Annotated in this window: 18 protein-coding genes; 11 read left to right on the top strand and 7 right to left on the bottom strand. The window is 72.9% G+C overall.

Translation table 11 applies throughout. The features are described 5' to 3' along the window. Positions 1-265 precede the first annotated feature (265 nt). Both EAD89_RS17710 and EAD89_RS17705 read right to left on the bottom strand, forming a co-directional pair. Positions 266-499, bottom strand: a complete 234-nt coding sequence (locus EAD89_RS17710) for a hypothetical protein (protein ID WP_074474066.1) — start codon at positions 497-499, stop codon at positions 266-268. A gap of 245 nt (positions 500-744) precedes the next feature. Then, entirely contained in the window at positions 745-2358 is a 1614-nt protein-coding gene (locus tag EAD89_RS17705; protein ID WP_121676513.1) for an RNA polymerase sigma factor, read from the bottom strand. 289 nt (positions 2359-2647) lie between these two features. Between EAD89_RS17705 and EAD89_RS17700 the strand changes: the two genes are divergently transcribed. Further along, positions 2648-3469 (top strand): inositol monophosphatase family protein, encoded by an 822-nt coding sequence (locus EAD89_RS17700; protein WP_121656213.1) that lies wholly within the window; start codon positions 2648-2650, stop codon positions 3467-3469. An 86-nt stretch (positions 3470-3555) separates the two neighbouring features. Here EAD89_RS17700 and EAD89_RS17695 read toward each other — a convergent pair whose 3' ends face one another. Continuing rightward, the gene (locus tag EAD89_RS17695; RefSeq protein WP_199733546.1) at positions 3556-4074 is read right to left on the bottom strand and encodes a LytR C-terminal domain-containing protein; all 519 of its coding nucleotides are present in this window, start codon (positions 4072-4074) and stop codon (positions 3556-3558) included. 433 nt (positions 4075-4507) lie between these two features. Between EAD89_RS17695 and EAD89_RS17690 the strand changes: the two genes are divergently transcribed. Both EAD89_RS17690 and EAD89_RS17685 read left to right on the top strand, forming a co-directional pair. Beyond that, complete coding sequence (locus EAD89_RS17690) at positions 4508-4804, top strand: DUF4193 domain-containing protein (protein WP_007075406.1); 297 nt, start codon at positions 4508-4510, stop codon at positions 4802-4804. Between the two features lie 120 nt (positions 4805-4924). Then, on the top strand, positions 4925-5722 hold the full coding sequence (locus EAD89_RS17685; RefSeq protein ID WP_121656212.1) for a hypothetical protein: 798 nt from the start codon (positions 4925-4927) through the stop codon (positions 5720-5722). A gap of 35 nt (positions 5723-5757) precedes the next feature. Here the strand turns inward: EAD89_RS17685 and EAD89_RS17680 are convergent, their stop codons facing one another. Next, positions 5758-6273 (bottom strand): DUF3093 domain-containing protein, encoded by a 516-nt coding sequence (locus EAD89_RS17680; protein WP_121676514.1) that lies wholly within the window; start codon positions 6271-6273, stop codon positions 5758-5760. Positions 6274-6364: 91 nt separating this feature from the next. On the opposite strand from EAD89_RS17680, the gene dut reads away from it, so the two are divergent. The 4 genes from dut (at position 6365) to EAD89_RS17660 (ending at position 8813) form a co-directional block, all read left to right on the top strand. Next, positions 6365-6901, top strand: a complete 537-nt coding sequence (gene dut / locus EAD89_RS17675; protein WP_199723517.1) for a dUTP diphosphatase — start codon at positions 6365-6367, stop codon at positions 6899-6901. Between the two features lie 25 nt (positions 6902-6926). Next, positions 6927-7598: a DUF3710 domain-containing protein gene (locus EAD89_RS17670; protein ID WP_121676515.1), complete on the top strand. Its 672-nt coding sequence runs from the start codon at positions 6927-6929 to the stop codon at positions 7596-7598. A 125-nt stretch (positions 7599-7723) separates the two neighbouring features. Next, positions 7724-8104: an OB-fold nucleic acid binding domain-containing protein gene (locus EAD89_RS17665; protein WP_089017103.1), complete on the top strand. Its 381-nt coding sequence runs from the start codon at positions 7724-7726 to the stop codon at positions 8102-8104. Between the two features lie 25 nt (positions 8105-8129). Then, on the top strand, positions 8130-8813 hold the full coding sequence (locus tag EAD89_RS17660) for a DUF3159 domain-containing protein (RefSeq protein ID WP_121656208.1): 684 nt from the start codon (positions 8130-8132) through the stop codon (positions 8811-8813). 34 nt (positions 8814-8847) lie between these two features. Here the strand turns inward: EAD89_RS17660 and EAD89_RS17655 are convergent, their stop codons facing one another. After that, on the bottom strand, positions 8848-9537 hold the full coding sequence (locus EAD89_RS17655) for a TrkA family potassium uptake protein (protein WP_121656207.1): 690 nt from the start codon (positions 9535-9537) through the stop codon (positions 8848-8850). Between the two features lie 3 nt (positions 9538-9540). Continuing rightward, positions 9541-10206 (bottom strand): TrkA family potassium uptake protein, encoded by a 666-nt coding sequence (locus EAD89_RS17650; protein WP_121676516.1) that lies wholly within the window; start codon positions 10204-10206, stop codon positions 9541-9543. Positions 10207-10370: 164 nt separating this feature from the next. Here EAD89_RS17650 and EAD89_RS17645 point away from each other — a divergent pair, with 164 nt between their 5' ends. The 4 genes from EAD89_RS17645 to dxs (EAD89_RS17630) all read left to right on the top strand — a co-directional run bounded on the left by EAD89_RS17645 (position 10371) and on the right by dxs (EAD89_RS17630) (position 16922). Continuing rightward, positions 10371-12461 carry an APC family permease gene (locus tag EAD89_RS17645; protein ID WP_121676518.1) on the top strand — a complete coding sequence of 697 codons (2091 nt, stop codon included), beginning with the start codon at positions 10371-10373 and terminating at the stop codon, positions 12459-12461. After that, positions 12454-13722, top strand: a complete 1269-nt coding sequence (locus tag EAD89_RS17640) for a class I SAM-dependent RNA methyltransferase (RefSeq protein ID WP_121656215.1) — start codon at positions 12454-12456, stop codon at positions 13720-13722. Before EAD89_RS17645 ends, EAD89_RS17640 begins: the two co-directional genes overlap by 8 nt. An 8-nt stretch (positions 13723-13730) precedes the next feature. Next, complete coding sequence (locus EAD89_RS17635; RefSeq protein ID WP_121676519.1) at positions 13731-14891, top strand: anhydro-N-acetylmuramic acid kinase; 1161 nt, start codon at positions 13731-13733, stop codon at positions 14889-14891. Between the two features lie 81 nt (positions 14892-14972). Next, the gene (dxs, locus tag EAD89_RS17630; RefSeq protein ID WP_121656205.1) at positions 14973-16922 is read left to right on the top strand and encodes a 1-deoxy-D-xylulose-5-phosphate synthase; all 1950 of its coding nucleotides are present in this window, start codon (positions 14973-14975) and stop codon (positions 16920-16922) included. 66 nt (positions 16923-16988) lie between these two features. Here the strand turns inward: dxs (EAD89_RS17630) and dxs (EAD89_RS17625) are convergent, their stop codons facing one another. Further along, entirely contained in the window at positions 16989-18938 is a 1950-nt protein-coding gene (gene dxs, locus EAD89_RS17625) for a 1-deoxy-D-xylulose-5-phosphate synthase (protein ID WP_121656205.1), read from the bottom strand. Between the last annotated feature and the right edge of the window lie 72 nt (positions 18939-19010).

Genomic DNA, 19010 nt, shown 5'->3' with positions numbered 1-19010 from the left:
GCGAAGCCGGTTGTCGCCCGCCAAGGGGCGCCGGGGTGGCGGCCTGGCAGCGGGCAGCGGGCACTGCGCGGGGCCGGTTGTCGCCCGCCAAGGGGCGCCGGGGTGGCGGCCTGGCAGCGGGCAGCGGGCACTGCGCGGGGCCGGTTGTCGCCCGCCAAGGGGCGCCGGGGTGGCGGCCTGGCAGCGGGCAGCGGACTGTGGGTAGAGAAAAGCCGACCGGAGACACCCTCGGGGTGTCTCCGGCCGGCTATGTCGGGTTGCGGATTCAGTTCGCCATCAGATCGGCGCCACGCCAGCTGAACTCGGGGTCCGTCGCGAACCGGACGGTGATCTTCACGAGATCCTCCGCGTACTTGTTCGCGTGGTGCCCACAGAAAACCAACTCGCTCCCACCCGCCAGAGTGATCCGGAGCTTGCCGGCAGCATTGCAGCGGTCGCACCGTTCATCGGCGGCTGGGGGTGCCACCGTCTCGGGCGGCGGCGTGAGGGTCGGGGTCATCGCCTTCCTCCTCTGGTCGTCACCGATGAACAATCTCTTCGGTCGTTGCTCACCTATCGTGCAACACCCTTGCCAGGCCCTGCCTTCCCTGTGTGCCCGCGGGGGACCGAGGTCACACATGGCTGGGACAGTGTGCCGTGCACCCAGGGTGCCACGTCAACGATCACATTCGTGCATCCGGACGATCACCATCTGGTGTTGCACACCAGGTGGTCAAAACGACACGTTCGGTTGACGAAACCCGCTCAGTCCAGGTAATCCCGCAGGACCTGCGACCGGGACGGGTGACGCAGCTTGGACATCGTCTTGGACTCGATCTGCCGGATCCGCTCCCGGGTCACCCCGTAGACCTGGCCGATCTCGTCCAGCGTCCGCGGCTGGCCGTCGGTCAGGCCGAAGCGCAGGCGTACCACACCCGCCTCACGCTCGGAGAGCGTCTGCAACACCTGCTGGAGCTGGTCCTGCAGGAGCGAGAACGAGACCGCGTCGACCGCGACCACGGCCTCGGAATCCTCGATGAAGTCGCCGAGCTGGCTGTCGCCCTCGTCGCCGATGGTCTGGTCCAGCGAGATGGGCTCCCGGGCGTACTGCTGGATCTCCAGCACCTTCTCCGGTGTGATGTCCATCTCCTTGGCCAGCTCCTCCGGCGTGGGCTCGCGGCCCAGGTCCTGGAGCAGCTCACGCTGTATGCGGCCGAGCTTGTTGATGACTTCCACCATGTGCACCGGGATGCGGATGGTGCGGGCCTGGTCGGCCATCGCGCGGGTGATCGCCTGCCGGATCCACCAGGTGGCGTACGTGGAGAACTTGTAGCCCTTGGTGTAGTCGAACTTCTCGACCGCGCGGATCAGGCCGAGGTTGCCCTCCTGGATCAGGTCCAGGAAGGCCATGCCACGTCCCGTGTACCGCTTGGCCAGCGACACCACCAGACGGAGGTTCGCCTCCAGCAGGTGGTTCTTGGCGCGCTCGCCGTCGCGGGAGATCCAGCCCAGGTCACGGACCATCTCCCGGGTGAGCTTCTCCTCGCCCTCGTCGGCCGCGCGCAGCCGCTCCGCGGCGTAGAGCCCGGCCTCGATCCGCTTGGCCAGCTCCACCTCCTGCTCGGCGTTGAGCAGCGGAACCTTGCCGATCTGCTTGAGGTACGCGCGCACCGAGTCGGCGGAGGCGGTCAGCTCGGCGTCCCGCCGGGCCTGCTTGAGCGCCTCGGACTCCTCGTCGTCCCACTCGAAGTCGTTGTCGGTGGCCGAGGCGGCGGCGTCGGTCTCGGCGGCCTGGGTCAGCTCGGCCGGCTCCTCGACCACCACGTCCTCGATCGCGGCGGCCAGCTCCTCCGGGTCGATCTCACCCTCGGCGCCTTCGCCCTTGGCCTTGCCGCCGGCCTTGGCCGGCTTGGCGCCGGCGGCCGCGGCGACCGTCGCCTTGGTCGCCCGGGTCGACTTGGTCGCGGCCTTCGCCGGCGCGGCGGCGGCGACCTCGGCGGTGCTGCCGGCTGCCTTGCGCGCGGCCACCTTGCGCGGCGCCGGCGTCGACGGCGCCTCGTCGGAGGCGGGTGCCTGCTTGGGCGCCGGCGCGGCGGCCTTCTTGGTGGTCTTGGCGGTGGTGGCCCGGGACGCCGGCGTCGTCGAGCGGGCCGCGGCGACCCGGCGGCGGGTGCTCGCCGAGCCATCGACCACCACGGTCACTCCCGCCTCGGAGAGTGCCCGCAGGATCTTCTTGGCCTGGGCCGGAGTCACCTCGGCGGACTCGACGGTGCGCGCGAGCTGAGCCGACGTGAGCTGACCGCCGGCGCTCTGCGCGTGGGCGATCAGAGTGTCGGTGAGCGAGCGAACGTCGGCGCCGGTCTGGCGGGGTTCTGTCACGAATGACCTTCCGGAGGCGAAGAGCGGGCACGGCCGGGTCGTCCGGCACAGCGTGGGGCAACCGGGCCGGGCGATGTGGTTGAGGGACCTCCGTGTCCCGGGCCGGCCGGTGGTCGGCGGTCCGTGGCGCGGTGGCAGGGGTGAATTGTAACGCCGTCTGCGGCGATCATCCTGCGCCGCACGGAGTACCTGCGGTGGGGACCGCCGATTCGGCGCAGATGTGGACTTTGTAAGGATGATACTCGCGCCCGGCCCGGAACACCCCGGTCGTGCGGGAAGGGGACGTGGGATGGACCGTTCGGTGCCGCCACCAGAGGATCTGTTGGCGATCGCGCTCGACGTTGCGCGGGACGCCGCGGCCACCGCGTACCGGATGCGCGCCGAGGGCGTCGCCGTGGCCGCGACCAAGAGTACGGTCACCGACGTGGTCACCGCAGCCGACCGGGCGGTCGAGCGGCAGGTGCTCGACGCGCTGCACCGGATGCGGCCGGGCGACGCGGTGCTCGGCGAGGAGTACGGCACGGGGGCCACCGGGCCGGTCGGGCCGGGCGGGGTGCGCTGGATCGTCGACCCGATCGACGGCACCGTCAACTACCTCTACGGGCTGCCGTACAGCGCGGTGTCGCTCGCCGCCGAGGTGGACGGCGTGGTGGTCGCCGGCGTGGTGCGCAACGTCAGCACCGGCGAGGAGTGGACCGCCACGGCCGGCGGGGGCGCCTGGCGTGACGGCGTCCGGTTGCGCTGTTCCGGCGAGACCGACCTGGGGCAGGCGCTGGTCGCCACCGGCTTCGGCTACGACGCCGGCCGGCGGGCGCACCAGGCCCGGGTGGTGGCCGGGCTGATCGCGCACGTGCGGGACATCCGCCGGCTCGGCGCCGCCGCGTTGGACCTCTGCCTGGTGGCGGAGGGGCGCCTGGACGCGTACTTCGAGAAGGGCCTGGCCGCCTGGGACCTGGCGGCCGGTGGGCTGGTGGCCGCCGAGGCGGGTGTGCGGGTCACCGGCCTGGACGGTCGTCCGCCCGGCCCGGACCTGGTGCTCGCGGCCCCGCCGGCGCTCTTCGCGCCGCTGCACGACCGCCTGGCCGCCCTGGATGCCGCCGGCGGCCCCTGACCGGCGCGCCCGGCAGGCGGCCGCCTGCCGGGCTGGTGGCCCCCCGGCGCGGTGCCGGAGGGGTCAGCGTCCGCCGACCTGCCCGGTCACTTCTTGGCGACCGGGGAGGGGCACGACTCCGGGGGCGCGACCGGAGCGCCCAGGTCACCGAGGGACTGGTTCACCTCGGTCGTCGTGGCGAGCTGCTGGAAGCGGCTGCCCAGCACCACGTCCACCGTGTCGTCGGTGCGCTTCGGGTCGTAGCCCGGCTCGGCGTTGTTGAGGAAGTACGCCTGCAGCAGGTGCGCAGAGCCGACGCCCTTGGGGCCGTACCGCAGCACGGCCACCTCGGCGATCCCCTTGGGCGCGTTGCCGACCTTCTTGACCTGGAACTTGCGGTTGCGGAAGTCGTCCGCGACGCTGCCGGCCCGGCCGGGCTCGTCGGTCGCGTTCAAGACGTTGATCTTGACGTCCTTGGGTTCGTGCAGAGTGACGTCGGCCAGCGGCCAGCCATCCGGGCAACCCTCGGCCGTGCCCGCCTTGCCCTGGGTGTCCCGGACCAGCGCGGTGATCACGAAGGCCAGGGCCAGCACCCCGAGCATGCCGACGACGACGAGTGCTCGCACTCGCGCAAAACTCATCTGGGCGCTCCCGGACGTCAGGTGGGTGGCGGCGGCCGCCAACGATCGCACTGACCGGCGGCCGTCGAATACGCCGCTGAGGTTAACGGTTGTCCGGCCGTCGCGTGGAAACAGTCCGACATGCCGGCGCGCCGACCGTGAACCGGGTACTACTACCCCTATCTTCGTGTCGCCTGAGTCACATTGGGAACAACTTCGGGTGCTGGGGCGTACATCTCAGCCGCGAGGGCGGTATACATGCCTCGCCCAAAGGGGGGTAAGGTTCCGCGCTCGCAGGGGAGTCGCCCCAGCGGGCTCGACCCGTTCGGTCCCCCGGGTCGGGTGCCCGACACAAGTGGTGGCCGGCCAGCGGAACCGAAACAGCGTCGTCCGGCGTTACAACCGGAAGCGACAACATCGATATGGGAGAGTGAAACCGATGGCCACCGACTACGACGCCCCGCGTCGCGACGAGGTCGACCTCGGCGAGGACAGCCTGGAAGAGCTCAAGGCACGGCGCGTCGACTCACAGTCGGGCGCGGTGGACGTCGACGAGGCCGAGGTGGCCGAGAGCTTTGAGCTGCCCGGCGCCGATCTGGCCGACGAGGAGCTCACGGTCAAGGTGCTACCGATGCAGCAGGACGAGTTCCGGTGTGCTCGCTGCTTCCTGGTGCACCACCGCAGCCAGCTGGCGGTCGAGCGTAACGGCGAACTGATCTGCCGTGAGTGCGTCTGACACTCACGACACCAGCGGCGGCCTCCTGATCGGGGCCGCCGCTGCCGGTGTAGCCATGCGGCACCGGTGGGTACCTGCTTGACTCGTAGAGGTAGCCACAGCACCGGGAGGTCCGACCCCATGAGCGATCGAGGTGACACCACCGGCACCGGCGCGGACGACCTCGGCGCCACCGTCGCGGCGTTGACCGCGGACGACATCGAGCCGGCACGGCGCCGCCAACTGCTCACCCGGATGGTCGGGCAGGCCCGGGCCCGTGGCATCGGCGACCTGTTCAAGCCCCGCGCCGCCGTGCGCTGGATGGTCGACACCGTCGCCGAGATCGCCCCGCACGTACCGGTGCGGGACCTGGCCACCCTGCGCCGGCACTTCCCGGGGCTGGATGACAACGCCCTGGCCGAGCGGTTGATCCGCAACGCGGCCCGGACCACCGCCGGGATCGGCGCCGCCGGCGGGGGAGTCGCCGCCGTCGAGTGGACGGTCGCACCGACCCTGCTCTCCGCGCCGGTGCTGCTCGCCGCCGAGACGGTCGCCGTGGTGGCGGTGGAGCTGAAGCTGGTCGGCGAGCTGCACGAGGTGCACGGCGTGACGCTGCCGGCCGGTGGCAGCCAACGGGCGGTCGCCCTGGTGCACTCCTGGGCCACCCAGCGCGGGGTCAACCCGATGATGCCCGGCGTGGGGGTGGGCGCGGTGCTCGGCACCGCGGCCCGCAAGGAGCTGCGGGACACCCTGCTCCGGCGCTTCGGGCGCAACCTCACCACGCTCGGGCCGTTCCTCACCGGGGCGGCGGTGGCGAGCTTCCTCAACCGCCGGGCGACCCGGTCGATGGCCGACCAGCTCCAGGTGGACCTGCGCCGGCGCGGCATCGCCCGGCCGGCCCCGCCACCGGCCCTGCCCGGCCCGCCAACCGGCACCTGACCGGCACCTGACCCCGGGCGGGGCGGGGTGCCGGGCTAGCTCGGCTGGTCGGCGTGCCGCCGGGCGTCGCGGGCGGCCAGCACGGCCTCGGCCAGTTCGACCGGATGGCGGGTGCTCACCACCCAGAACGGGGTCGGGTCGGCCGGATCGTCGAGCACCACCTGCACGGCCCCGCCGATCCACGGCCGCTGCACCACGAAGGCGAGCGGGTCCGCGCCCACCCCGAGCACCTCACGGCGACCGGCCGCGTCCAGCGGCACCACGTCCGCCACGAAGCGCACCGGCAGCCGGGCGTCGTCCACCCGCAGCTCACCGTCGGCGACCGCGACCCGGATCCGGCCCAGCCACCACAGCCCGGCCGCGGTGACCGGCAGCAGCACCGCGAACGGCAGCCAGGCGCGGACGCCGCCGGCACCCATCCAGATCTCGACGGCCAGCAGCGCGGCGGCCACCAGCCCGACCAGCCACAACCACCAGGACAGGTCGAGCCGTTCGGTGTACGCCGTGCGGGCCGTGACCGGTGGCTGACCGGCGGACGGAGAGGGCGACATGCTCACTCCTGCGAGGGTACGGCGCACGACGGCCCGGGTAACCGGCAGGATGGCAGGGTCACCCCGATCAACTCGGACGGAAGAGAGACCTGTGACCGACGTCGTACCCGTGCCCGTACGGCTGCTCGATGCCGAGCTGCCGCTGCCCGCGTACGCCCATCCCGGCGACGCCGGGGCCGACCTGGTGGCGGCCGCGGACGTGGAGTTGCCTCCCGGCGGCCGGGCCCTGGTGCCCACCGGCGTGGCCATCGCGCTGCCGGAGGGGTACGTGGGCCTGGTCCATCCCCGCTCCGGCCTGGCGGCCAGGCTCGGCGTGACGGTGCTCAACGCGCCCGGTACGGTCGACGCCGGCTACCGGGGTGAGATCCTGGTCAACCTGATCAACCATGATCGGGAGTCGCCGGCGAAGATCACCCGCGGCGACCGGATCGCGCAACTCGTGGTCCAGCGGGTCGCGCGGGCGCGGTTCGAGCCGGTGGCCGAGCTGCCCGGGTCCCAGCGTGGGACCGGCGGGCACGGCTCCACCGGCGGGCACGCCGGGCTGGTGCCGTCGCCGGCCGGCCCGGACCGGGTCGAGCAGCGGCTGAACGAGCCGGGCCGCGGGCAGACGGAAGAGATGGCAGGGTGAGTGTGAACAGCGGAGGGTGGGCGCAGTGATCTTCTCCCGTAAGCGGGCCGGTGCCGGGCGGCACACCCGTGACGAGCGGACCACCGAGGTCGGCGGTCAGAGCACCGAGGAGTCGACGCCGACGCTGGAGCGCGGCCCGTACGACATCACCGAGGTCAACGACGACGTGCAGCGGCTCGACCTGGGCAGCCTGCACATCCCGGCGGTCGCCGAGGTGGAGGTGCGGGTGCAGGCCGACCCGCAGGGCGTGATCCAGCAGGTGGTGCTGGTGCACGGGGAGAACGCCCTGCAGCTCGGTGTCTTCGCCGCCCCCCGGTCCGAGGGGATCTGGGACGAGGTGCGCGAGGAGATCCGCCAGTCGCTGCTCCGTGACGGCGCCGACGCCCAGGAGGTCGACGGCGAGTACGGCCCGGAGCTGCACGCCCAGGTGCGTACCCCGGACGGCCCGACCAACCTGCGGTTCGTCGGCGTCGACGGGCCGCGGTGGATGGTTCGCGGCGTCTTCCAGGGCCCGGTGGCCCTCGACCCGACCACCGCCGGTCCGCTGGCCGAGTGCCTGGACGGCCTGGTGGTCGACCGGGGGCAGGAGGCGAAGCCGGTTCGCGAGCCGCTGCCGCTGCGGCTGCCCAAGGAGATCGCCGACCAGGCCGGCGCCGAGGCCGGGGACGCGTCCGCCGCCGAACCGCGCCAGGTCTGACCCACGCGCACCGGCCCGCCGGAACCGGCCCCGTCGGCGTACGCTGGCGGGACGGTTCCGGCGTTGCCGGGGCCGGGCCAGTGCCGGCCGGGGCCGGCGCGCGTGGAGAGGGTGACGCGGAGGTCATGACGACCGACGAGAGCCGGGTGTCGCTACGGCGCATCCTGCAACGGCTCACCGCCAGCGAGGCCGAGATCGACGCGCAGGAGCTGCGTCGGGAGAGCGCCGAGTGCGGCGGTGTCCCGGCCCAGCAGTGTTCCCGGGGCCAGGTGGTCTCGGTCGCCGGTCGGCTGCGCACCGTGGTCTACACGCCGCGGACCAACCTGCCCACCCTCGAGGCCGACCTGTACGACGGCAGCGACGTGGTCACCCTGGTCTGGCTGGGCCGGCGGCACATCGCCGGGATCGAGCCGGGGCGGCACCTGACCGCGCGCGGCCGGGTCGCGGTGCGCGACGACCGCAAGGTCATCTACAACCCCTACTACGAGCTGGACTCGCCGAAGTGACGGCGCTGCGGACGGAAGGCCGGCAATGACGACGGGACAGCACCGGGCGGCACAGCCGGAGACCGGCCCTGAGGACGACGAGCGGCTGCCGACGATCGCCGAGCAGATGGCCGACCAACTGGGCGGCTGGCGGGGGCTGGTCGAGTCGAGCATCCCGGTGGTGGTCTTCGTCGTCGCCAACATCATCGGCGAGCTGCGGCCCGCGGTGATCGCCTCGGTGGCCGTCGCGCTGCTGATCGCCGGGCTGCGGCTGGCCCAACGCCGGCCGATCCGGCACGCGGTCAACGGGCTGTTCGGCGTCGGCATCGGCGCGGCCATCGCCTGGCGTACCGGCGACGAGCGCGACTTCTACCTCCCCGGCATCCTCTACGGCATCGGCTACGGCATCGCCCTGCTGGTTTCGGCGGCCATCCGGCAGCCGCTGGTGGGCTGGATCTGGTCGGTGCTGGTGGCCAAGGGCCGCGCGGAATGGCGGGACGACCCGAAGCTGGTGCGCACCTTCACCCAGCTGACGGTGCTCTGGGGCGTGGTCTGGCTGGCCAAGGTGGGCGTACAGGCCGGGCTCTACCTGGCCCACCAGGACACCGCGCTGGGCGTGGCCCGGCTGGCGCTGGGCTACCCGCCGTACGCGCTGCTGTTGCTGATCACGGTCTGGACGGTGCGCCGGGTCACCCGGGAGCCGCAACCGACCCCGCTGCCCGGCGCCTGAGCGCAGGCGCGCCGGGCCGGACAGCCGGCACGGGTCAACGGGAGCTGCGGGTCCGCTCGACGCTGTCGGGGCCGAGGATCACCGTGCGGACCTGGTCCTCCACCTCGGCGGTGCAGACGAAGACCAGCTCGTCGCCGGCCTCGATCGGGTCGTCCGGGCTGGGCACCAGGACCCGCTTGCCGCGCAGGATCGCCACCAGCGCGGAGTCGCGGGGCAGCGGCACGGCGTGGATCGGCTGACCGACGTACGGCGCGGTCGGCGGCAGCGTGATCTCGACCAGGTTCGCCTCGCCCTGCCGGAAGGTCATCAGCCGGACCAGGTCGCCGACGGTGACCGCCTCCTCGACCAGCGCCGCCATCACCCGCGGCTTGCTGACGGCGACGTCCACGCCCCACTGCTCGGTGAACAGCCACTCGTTCTCGGCCCGGTTGACCCGGGCGACCACGCGGGGCACCGCGAACTCGGTCTTGGCCAGCAGCGACACCACCAGGTTGACCTTGTCGTCGCCGGTCGCCGCGACCACCACGTCGCAGCCGGCGACGTTGGCCTCCTCCAGGCTGGCCAGCTCACAGGCGTCGGCCAGCACCCACTCGGCGGACGGCACCCGCTCCGGGCGCAGCATCTTCGGCTGGCGCTCGATCAGCATCACCTGGTGGCCGTTCTCGATCAGCTCCTGGGCGATCGAGCGGCCCACGTTGCCGGCGCCCGCGATGGCGATCCGCATGGCTCAGTGCCCCCCTTCCGGCGGCGTCGCCGCCACCGACGTGACCGTCGCCACGATGTCGTCGCTGACCAGCATGAAGACCTGGTCGCCCTCCTGTACGACGGTCGAGGCGGTGGGCAGCGTGCCGATGCCGAAGCGGATCAGATAGGCCACCCGTGCCCCGGTCGCCTCCTCCAGGGCGCGTACCGGCCGGCCGACCCAGTCCTTGTGCACCGGGACCTCGACGATCGACACGGTGCTCGTCGGGTCGCGGAAGATCTCCACGTTGCCCTCCGGCACCAGGTGCCGCAGCATCCGGTCCGCCGTCCAGCGCACGGTCGCCACGGTGGGGATGCCCAGCCGCTCGTAGACCTGGGCCCGGCGCTGGTCGTAGATCCGGGCCGCGACCCGGGACACGCCGAACGTCTCCCGGGCCAGTCGAGCCGAGATGATGTTGGAGTTGTCGCCGCTGGAGACGGCGGCGAAGGCGTCCGCCCGCTCGATGCCGGCCTGCCGCAGCACCTCGCCGTCGAAGCCCGCCCCGGTCACCGTGATTCCGGCGAAGTCGGGGCCGAGCCGGCGGAACGCGTCGGCGTCCTGATCGATCACCGACACCGAGTGCCCCCGGGACTCCAGGCTGTGGGCCAGGGTCGACCCGACCCGGCCACACCCCATGATCACGACGTGCACGCTGTCCCTCCCAAGGTGCGTACCGCTCCCGCTGCCGGTGGCCTTTCGAGTGCGAGCCTGCCACGTCCAGGTCGGGAGCGGGGACCGACCGTACCCCGTCGTCCCAGCCAGCTGTGATCGCCCACCCCCGCGCTCGGGGCGTGGTGGTCGTACTCTTGGCGATCGTGGCCAGTTCCACCTCGCTGCTGAAGCGGCTGCTCCTCGGTCGACCGTTCCGGTCCGACCGCCTGCAGCACACCCTTTTGCCGAAGCGCATCGCGCTGCCCGTGTTCGCCTCCGACGCGCTGTCCAGCGTCGCGTACGCGCCCGACGAGATCCTGCTGACCCTCTCCATCGCCGGAGCGTCCGCGTACGTCTTCTCGCCGTGGATCGCGCTGGCCGTGGTCGTGGTCATGCTGACCGTGGTCGCCAGCTACCGGCAGAATGTGCACGCCTACCCCTCCGGGGGCGGGGACTACGAGGTGGCCACGGTCAACCTCGGCCCGAAGTTCGGCGTCGGCGTGGCCAGCGCCCTGCTCGTCGACTACGTGCTCACGGTGGCGGTGTCGGTCTCCTCCGGGGTGGCGAACCTCGGTTCGGTGGTGCCCTTCGTGGCCACCCACAAGGTCATGATCGCGGTGGCGGCGGTGGTGCTGCTGAGCGCGGTCAACCTGCGCGGCCTGCGTGAGTCGGGCACCGCGTTCGCCATCCCCACCTACGGCTTCGTGATCGTGATGGGCGGGATGCTGCTCACCGGGCTGGTCCGGGTCTTCGTGCTGGGCGACGAGCTGCGCGCGCCGAGCGCCGATCTGGTGATCCAGGCCGAGCACAGCGTGACCGGTTTCGCGCTGATCTTCCTGCTGCTGCGGACGTTCAGCTCGGGCGCCGCCGCGCTCACCGGAGTCGAGGCGATCTCCAACGGGGTGCCGGCGTTCAAGGCGCCGAAGAGCCGCAACGCCGCCACGACGCTGCTGCTGCTCGGCACCATCTCGGTGAGCATGCTGGTCGGGATCATCTGGCTGGCCCGGCTGACCCATCTCCAGTTCGTCGAGGACCCGGCCCTCCAGATCGTCTCCGGTCCCGAGGGGTACGTGCAGAAGACCGTCACCACCCAGCTCGGCGAGACGGTCTTCGGCTCCGGGTCGGTCCTGCTCTACGTGGTGGCCGGCGTGACCGCGCTGATCCTGTTCCTGGCCGCGAACACCGCGTTCAACGGTTTCCCGGTGCTCGGCTCGATCCTCGCGCAGGACCGTTACCTGCCCCGGCAGTTCCACACCCGGGGCGATCGGCTGGCCTTCTCCAACGGCATCGTCTTCCTGGCCCTCTTCGCGATCGTGCTGATCGTCGGCTTCCAGGCCGAGGTGACCCGACTCATCCAGCTCTACATCGTCGGGGTCTTCGTCTCGTTCACCGTCTCGCAGGCCGGCATGATCCGGCACTGGAACCGGCACCTGCGGACCGAGCGGGATCCCGAGGCGCGTCGCCGGATGCAACGGTCCCGGGCCATCAACACGTTCGGCGCCGGCCTCACCGGTACGGTGCTGGTGATCGTGCTGATCACCAAGTTCCTGCTCGGCGCCTGGATCGCGATCGCCGCGATGGCGGTGATCTACCTGGTGATGCTCGGCATTCGCGCGCACTACGACCGGGTCGCCCGGGAGTTGACCCCGCCGGACGAGGGCCGCGCCGTGCTGCCCGCCCGTAACCACGCGATCGTGCTGGTCAGCAAGCTGCACCAGCCGACCCTGCGGGCCATCGCGTACGCCCGGGCCACCCGGCCGGACACGCTGACAGCGGTGACCGTGAACGTGGACGACAAGGACACCCGGGACCTGCAGGCCGAGTGGGAACGGCGGGAGATGGCCATCCCGCTCACCGTGATCGACTCGCCGTACCGGGAGATCACCCGGCCGATCCTGGACTTCGTCGCCTCCACCCGCCGCAAGTCGCCCCGGGACGTGGTCACCGTCTTCATCCCCGAGTACGTGGTCGGCCGCTGGTGGGAGAACCTGCTGCACAACCAGAGCGCGCTGCGCCTCAAGGGCCGGCTGCTCTTCGAACCGGGGGTGATGGTGGTCAGCGTGCCGTGGCAGCTCGCCTCGACGGCGAGCAAGAACCTGGACCGGCTGGACGCCACGCTGTCCCGGACCCCGGCGCGTGGGCCGCGGGTGGCACCACGCGGCACCCTGCCGCCGGTCGTGCCGCCGGTGGTCTCCGCGCCGTCCGGCGAGGGCAACCCGGACGCCGGCGGCCCGGTCGGGACCGGCCGTGACTGAGCCGGGCGTACGGCCCGCGGCGTCACCTCCGCAGCCGGAGCGTGGGCTGGCCGAGGCGGAGCTGGTCGAGCTGACCGTCGACGCGGTCGCCCCCGGCGGGCACTGCGTGGCGCGGGTGGACGGCCAGGTGGTCTTCGTCCGGCACGCGCTGCCCGGCGAGCGGGTGATCGCCGAGGTCACCGAGGTGCACCGGGGGTTCGTCCGGGCCGACGCGGTGACCGTGCTGGAACCCTCGCCGGACCGGGTCGAGCCGCCCTGCCCGTACGCGAAGCCGGGCGCCTGTGGCGGCTGCGACCTGCAACACGTCGCCCCGGACGCGCAGCTGGCGTGGAAGGCCGCCGTGGTGCGTGAGCAGCTGGTCCGCCTCGGCGGGCTGACCGACGCCGAGTTGGACCGGCTCGGTGTCCGGGTGGAGGCGCTGCCCGGCGGGCTGCTGGGCTGGCGCTCCCGGGTCCGTTACGCGGTGGACGCCGCGGACCGGGCCGGCCTGCTCAAGCACCGCTCGCACGAGGTGGTGCCGATCGACCGCTGCCGGATCGCCCACCCGGCCATCCAGCAGCTGCCGGTGCTCACCCCGACCGGTGCGCGCTGGCCGGCGGCGGAGGCGGTGGAGACCGTCGCCAGCACCGGCGGGGACGTGACCGTCGCGGAGATCCGCGACGGTGTGGCGACCCCGGTGAGCGGGCCGTCCGTGGTCCGCGAGGTGGCCGCCGGACGAGACTGGACGCTGCCCGCGTCCGCGTTCTGGCAGGTGCACCCGGCGGCGGCCGACACCCTGTCCACGGCCGTGCTGGAGCTGCTCGACCCGCGGCCGGGCGAGCGGGCCTGGGACCTCTACGGCGGCGCCGGGCTGTTCGCCGCCGGGCTGGCCACCGGGGTCGGCGCGAGCGGCCGGGTGACCCTGGTGGAGGCCGCGCCGCAGGGCGTCGCCGCCGCCCGGGAGAACCTGGCCGACCTGCCCCACGTCGAGGTGGTGTCCGCCCGCGTGGAGACGGCGCTGGCCCGTCGACGGATCACCGGCCCGGTCGACGTGGTGGTCCTCGATCCGCCGCGCTCCGGGGCGGGCGCCCCGGTGGTGCGCGCGCTGGCCGCGGCCGGCCCGCGCGCGGTGGCGTACGTGGCCTGCGACCCGGCCGCCTTCGCTCGGGACGTGCGCACCTTCGCCGAGCTGGGCTGGCGGCTGGAGGCGCTGCGCGGTTTCGACCTGTTCCCGATGACCCAGCACGTCGAGCTGGTCGGGCTGCTGCTCCCGCCGGTATGAGCGACCCGATGAAGATCGTCGGCTTGATGTCGGGGACGTCGTACGACGGGGTGGACGTCGTGGCCGCGGAGTTCGCCACCGAGGGGGACACCCTGTGGCTGCGCCCGCTGGGGCACCGAGGCCTGGACTACGACGAGGAGCTGCGCGCCGAGATCGCCGCGCTGCTGCCGCCGGCGGCCACCACCATCGAGGCGGTCTGCCGGCTCGACAACCGCCTCGGCGAGGTCTTCGCCGACGCGGCGGCCGTCGGCCTGGAACTGGCCGGCGGGCGGGTCGACGCGGTGGTCTCGCCCGGTCAGACGGTCTTCCACTGGGTCGCCGACGGGATGGCCCTCGGCACCCTGCAACTGGGCGCGGTGGCCCGGGTGGCGGCCCGGGTCGGCGTACCGGTGCTCAGTGACCTGCGCTCGGCGGACATCGCTGTCGGCGGGCAGGGCGCGCCGCTGGTGCCGGCCTTCGACGCGCTGCTGCTCGACGGCGCCGCCGGGCTGCGCGCCGCGCTGAACCTCGGCGGCATCGCCAACCTCACCGTGGTCGCGCCGGGCGCGCCGGTCCTCGGGTACGACGTGGGCCCGGCCAACGCCCTGCTGGACGCGGCGGCCCGCCGCTTCCTCGATCAGCCGTGCGACCTCGACGGCGCGCGGGCGGCGGCCGGCCGGGTGCACCCGGGGCTGCTCGCCGCGCTGCTGGCCGAGCCGTACTACGCGGCGGCCCCACCCAAGTCCACCGGCAAGGAGCTGTTCCACGCCGGCTACCTGGACCGCCACCTCGCCGCGCTCGGCGAGCCGGTGCCGGTGGACGACCTGCTGGCCACACTCACCGAGCTGACCGCGCGGGTGGTCGCCGCCGAGTGCGACCGGCACGGTGTGGTCGAGGTCATCGCCGCCGGCGGCGGTGTGCGCAACCCCACCCTGCTGGGGCGGCTCGCCGCGCTGGGCGCCGACCGGTGGCGGCTGCGCGGCACCGACGAGTTGGGCGTGCCCGCGCAGGCCAAGGAGGCGTACGCGTTCGCGCTGCTCGGCTGGCTGTCCTGGCACGGTCTGCCCGGATCGATCCCGTCGGTGACCGGCGCCGCCCGTGGCGCGGTGCTCGGCTCGTGGACCCCGGCCGGTCCGGCGTACTCCGGCACCCCGGCCGGCCCGCCGCGCCGGCTGCGGATCCGTCTCTGAGCAGGCGCTCAGCCATCGGGCACGGCCCGGGCGGCTCGGGTCGGGCTGCGGAGTATCGGAGGGCCGATAGACTCTGCGGTCATGAGCGTTGAAGAGGACACGGCCAACCACGGTCGGCTGCTGGGGACGGTGCGCGGTCCGCAGGACGTCAAGCGGATGTCCGGCGAGGAACTGGACGTTCTCGCCGCCGAGATCCGGGACTTCCTGATCGCCAAGGTCTCCCGCACCGGCGGGCACGTCGGACCCAACCTCGGTGTGGTCGAGCTGACGCTGGCCATGCACCGCGTCTTCGACTCCCCCCGCGACCGGCTCCTGTTCGACACCGGTCACCAGGCGTACGTCCACAAGATCCTCACCGGGCGCCAGGCCGGCTTCGACAAGCTCCGCCAGCGTGGTGGCCTCTCCGGCTACCCCAGCCAGGCCGAGAGCGAGCACGACCTGATCGAGAACTCGCACGCCTCCACCGCGCTCTCCTACGCCGACGGCCTGGCCAAGGCGTACGCCCTGCGGGGTGAGGCGCGCAGCGTCGTGGCCGTGGTCGGCGACGGCGCGCTCACCGGCGGCATGTGCTGGGAGGCGTTGAACAACATCGCCACCGCCGGCAACTCGCTGGTCATCGTGGTCAACGACAACGGCCGGTCCTACTCGCCCACCATCGGCGGCCTCGCCGACCACCTCTCCTCGCTGCGGCTCAACCCGGGCTACGAGAAGGTCCTCGACACGGTCAAGGACGCCCTCGGCTCCACCCCGCTGGTCGGCAAGCCGATGTACGAGGTGCTGCACGCGGTCAAGAAGGGCATCAAGGACGCGGTCGCCCCGCAGGCCATGTTCGAGGACCTCGGCATCAAGTACGTCGGCCCGGTGGACGGGCACGACGTGGCGGCGGTCGAGTCGGCGCTGCGCGCGGCGAAGAACTTCGGCGGCCCGGTGATCGTGCACGCGGTCACCCGCAAGGGGTACGGCTACCGCCCCGCCGAGGAGGACGAGGCGGACTGCCTGCACGGCCCCGGCAGCGCCTTCGACGTGGAGACCGGCGCACTGCTGGCCGCTCCCTCGGTGAAGTGGACCCACGTCTTCGCCGACGAGCTGCTGGCCATCGCCGACGAGCGGCCGGACGTGGTGGGCATCACCGCCGCGATGGCCGAGCCGACCGGCATCGCGAAGCTGGCCCGCAAATACCCCGAGCGGGTGTACGACGTGGGCATCGCCGAGCAGCACGCGGCCACCTCGGCGGCCGGGCTGGCGCTGGGCGGCCTGCACCCGGTGGTCGCGGTCTACGCGACCTTCCTCAACCGAGCCTTCGACCAGGTCCTGCTGGACGTGGCGATGCACAAGCTGCCGGTGACCTTCGTGCTGGACCGGGCGGGCATCACCGGCCCGGACGGCCCCAGCCACTACGGCATCTGGGACATGTCGGTCTTCGGGGTGGTGCCCGGGCTGCGGATCGCCGCCCCCCGGGACGCCGCCACGCTGCGCGAGGAGCTGCGCGAGGCGATGGCCGTCAACGACGGCCCGACCGTCGTGCGCTTCCCGACGGGAGCGGTCGCCGCGGACCTGCCGGCGCTGCGCCGGGTCGGCCCGGTCGACGTGCTGGCCGAGTCGGCCCGCACCGACGTGCTGCTGGTCGCCGTCGGCTCCTTCGGGCAGCTGGGCATGGAGGTGGCCGCCCGGGTCGCCGAGCAGGGCTACGGCGTCACCGTGGTGGACCCCCGGTGGGTCCGCCCGGTCCCGGCCGAGCTGGTCGAGCTGGCCGCCAGCCACCGACTCGTGGTCAGCGTCGAGGACGGCGTGCGGGTCGGTGGCGTGGGCGACGCGCTCGGCCAGGCCATGCGCGACGCCGACGTCCGCGTGCCGCTCAAGGACCTGGGCGTACCGGCCGACTGGCACCCGCACGGCACCCGCGCGCAGATCCTCGCCGACCTGGGCCTGACCGCGCAGGACGTGGCCCGGAACGTCACCGGCTGGATCTCCGGCCTGGACGCCACCCCGGACCGTCTGACCCCCACCACCAACGCCTCAGTCCAGAACTGACCCACCCACGCCACAACGAGGGCGGGCGGCCCCGGGGCCGCCCGCCCTCGTTGTGGCGTGGGTGGGTCAGTTCTGGACTGAGGCGTTGGTGGTGGGGGTCAGACGGTCCGGGGTGGCGTCCAGGCCGGAGATCCAGCCGGTGACGTTCCGGGCCACGTCCTGCGCGGTCAGGCCCAGGTCGGCGAGGATCTGCGCGCGGGTGCCGTGCGGGTGCCAGTCGGCCGGTACGCCCAGGTCCTTGAGCGGCACGCGGACGTCGGCGTCGCGCATGGCCTGGCCGAGCGCGTCGCCCACGCCACCGACCCGCACGCCGTCCTCGACGCTGACCACGAGTCGGTGGCTGGCGGCCAGCTCGACCAGCTCGGCCGGGACCGGGCGGACCCACCGGGGGTCCACCACGGTGACGCCGTAGCCCTGCTCGGCGACCCGGGCGGCCACCTCCATGCCCAGCTGCCCGAAGGAGCCGACGGCGACCAGCAGCACGTCGGTGCGGGCCGACTCGGCCAGCACGTCGACCGGGCCGACCCGGCGCAGCGCCGGCAGGTCCGCGGCGACCGCTCCCGTCGGGAAGCGCACGACGGTCGGGCCGTCGTTGACGGCCATCGCCTCGCGCAGCTCCTCGCGCAGCGTGGCGGCGTCCCGGGGGGCGGCGATCCGCAGCCCGGGCACCACCCCGAAGACCGACATGTCCCAGATGCCGTAGTGGCTGGGGCCGTCCGGGCCGGTGATGCCCGCCCGGTCCAGCACGAAGGTCACCGGCAGCTTGTGCATCGCCACGTCCAGCAGGACCTGGTCGAAGGCTCGGTTGAGGAAGGTCGCGTAGACCGCGACCACCGGGTGCAGGCCGCCCAGCGCCAGCCCGGCCGCCGAGGTGGCCGCGTGCTGCTCGGCGATGCCCACGTCGTACACCCGCTCGGGGTATTTGCGGGCCAGCTTCGCGATGCCGGTCGGCTCGGCCATCGCGGCGGTGATGCCCACCACGTCCGGCCGCTCGTCGGCGATGGCCAGCAGCTCGTCGGCGAAGACGTGGGTCCACTTCACCGAGGGAGCGGCCAGCAGTGCGCCGGTCTCCACGTCGAAGGCGCTGCCGGGGCCGTGCAGGCAGTCCGCCTCGTCCTCCTCGGCGGGGCGGTAGCCGTACCCCTTGCGGGTGACCGCGTGCACGATCACCGGGCCGCCGAAGTTCTTCGCCGCGCGCAGCGCCGACTCGACCGCCGCCACGTCGTGCCCGTCCACCGGGCCGACGTACTTGATGCCGAGGTCCTCGAACATGGCCTGCGGGGCGACCGCGTCCTTGATGCCCTTCTTGACCGCGTGCAGCACCTCGTACATCGGCTTGCCGACCAGCGGGGTGGAGCCGAGGGCGTCCTTGACCGTGTCGAGGACCTTCTCGTAGCCCGGGTTGAGCCGCAGCGAGGAGAGGTGGTCGGCGAGGCCGCCGATGGTGGGCGAGTAGGACCGGCCGTTGTCGTTGACCACGATGACCAGCGAGTTGCCGGCGGTGGCGATGTTGTTCAACGCCTCCCAGCACATGCCGCCGGTGAGCGCGCCGTCGCCGACCACGGCCACGACGCTGCGCGCCTCACCCCGCAGGGCGTACGCCTTGGCCAGGCCGTCGGCGTAGGAGAGCGCGGTGGAGGCGTGCGAGTTCTCGATCAGGTCGTGCTCGCTCTCGGCCTGGCTGGGGTAGCCGGAGAGGCCACCACGCTGGCGGAGCTTGTCGAAGCCGGCCTGGCGCCCGGTGAGGATCTTGTGGACGTACGCCTGGTGACCGGTGTCGAACAGGAGCCGGTCGCGGGGGGAGTCGAAGACGCGGTGCATGGCCAGCGTCAGCTCGACCACACCGAGGTTGGGTCCGACGTGCCCGCCGGTGCGGGAGACCTTGGCGATCAGGAAGTCCCGGATCTCGGCGGCGAGAACGTCCAGTTCCTCGCCGGACATCCGCTTGACGTCCTGCGGACCGCGCACCGTCCCCAGCAGCCGACCGTGGTTGGCCGTGTCCTCTTCAACGCTCATGACCGCAGAGTCTATCGGCCCTCCGATACTCCGCAGCCCGACCCGAGCCGCCCGGGCCGTGCCCGATGGCTG

It is taken from the genome of Micromonospora sp. BL4 (assembly GCF_003667505.1).
In the GTDB taxonomy this organism is placed as follows: domain Bacteria; phylum Actinomycetota; class Actinomycetes; order Mycobacteriales; family Micromonosporaceae; genus Micromonospora.
This window is presented reverse-complemented; position numbering and strand designations above follow the sequence as displayed.

Excerpts from the sequence above, each read along its gene's own strand:
- dxs (WP_121656205.1), top strand. The coding sequence starts at position 14,973 with ATGAGCGTTGAAGAGGACACGGCCAACCACGGTCGGCTGCTGGGGACG.
- EAD89_RS17635 (WP_121676519.1), top strand. The coding sequence starts at position 13,731 with ATGAAGATCGTCGGCTTGATGTCGGGGACGTCGTACGACGGGGTGGAC.
- dxs (WP_121656205.1), bottom strand. The coding sequence starts at position 18,938 with ATGAGCGTTGAAGAGGACACGGCCAACCACGGTCGGCTGCTGGGGACG.
- EAD89_RS17680 (WP_121676514.1), bottom strand. The coding sequence starts at position 6,273 with ATGTCGCCCTCTCCGTCCGCCGGTCAGCCACCGGTCACGGCCCGCACG.
- EAD89_RS17665 (WP_089017103.1), top strand. The coding sequence starts at position 7,724 with ATGACGACCGACGAGAGCCGGGTGTCGCTACGGCGCATCCTGCAACGG.
- EAD89_RS17660 (WP_121656208.1), top strand. The coding sequence starts at position 8,130 with ATGACGACGGGACAGCACCGGGCGGCACAGCCGGAGACCGGCCCTGAG.
- EAD89_RS17700 (WP_121656213.1), top strand. The coding sequence starts at position 2,648 with ATGGACCGTTCGGTGCCGCCACCAGAGGATCTGTTGGCGATCGCGCTC.
- EAD89_RS17710 (WP_074474066.1), bottom strand. The coding sequence starts at position 499 with ATGACCCCGACCCTCACGCCGCCGCCCGAGACGGTGGCACCCCCAGCC.
- EAD89_RS17685 (WP_121656212.1), top strand. The coding sequence starts at position 4,925 with ATGAGCGATCGAGGTGACACCACCGGCACCGGCGCGGACGACCTCGGC.
- EAD89_RS17655 (WP_121656207.1), bottom strand. The coding sequence starts at position 9,537 with ATGCGGATCGCCATCGCGGGCGCCGGCAACGTGGGCCGCTCGATCGCC.
- EAD89_RS17690 (WP_007075406.1), top strand. The coding sequence starts at position 4,508 with ATGGCCACCGACTACGACGCCCCGCGTCGCGACGAGGTCGACCTCGGC.